1 protein-coding gene is annotated in these 201 nt (G+C 48.8%); it reads left to right on the top strand.

What is annotated here, in order from left to right; all coding sequences use genetic code 11:
- Window positions 1-201, top strand: a 201-nt coding sequence (locus tag EDM21_RS24505; RefSeq protein ID WP_201280833.1) for a transposase, incomplete at both ends; no start/stop codon positions are given.

Here is a 201-nt window from a genome sequence, read left to right as displayed (position 1 = left end):
AATTGACGAACCGGGACGGCTACCAGGTGTACCGTTCTAACCCGGAGCGATGCAAGTCTTGTTCTTTCTTGAACCAATGTACGGAAAGCAAGGACTTTAAGAAGCGAGTGAGCCGTCATATCTGGGCGGATTACCTTGAAGAAGCAGAGCATCTGCGTCATACAGAACGGAACAAGCGGATCTATTCCAAGCGCAAAGAAA

Source organism: Paenibacillus lutrae (genome assembly GCF_009757775.1).
In the GTDB taxonomy this organism is placed as follows: domain Bacteria; phylum Bacillota; class Bacilli; order Paenibacillales; family NBRC-103111; genus Paenibacillus_F; species Paenibacillus_F lutrae.
This window is presented reverse-complemented; position numbering and strand designations above follow the sequence as displayed.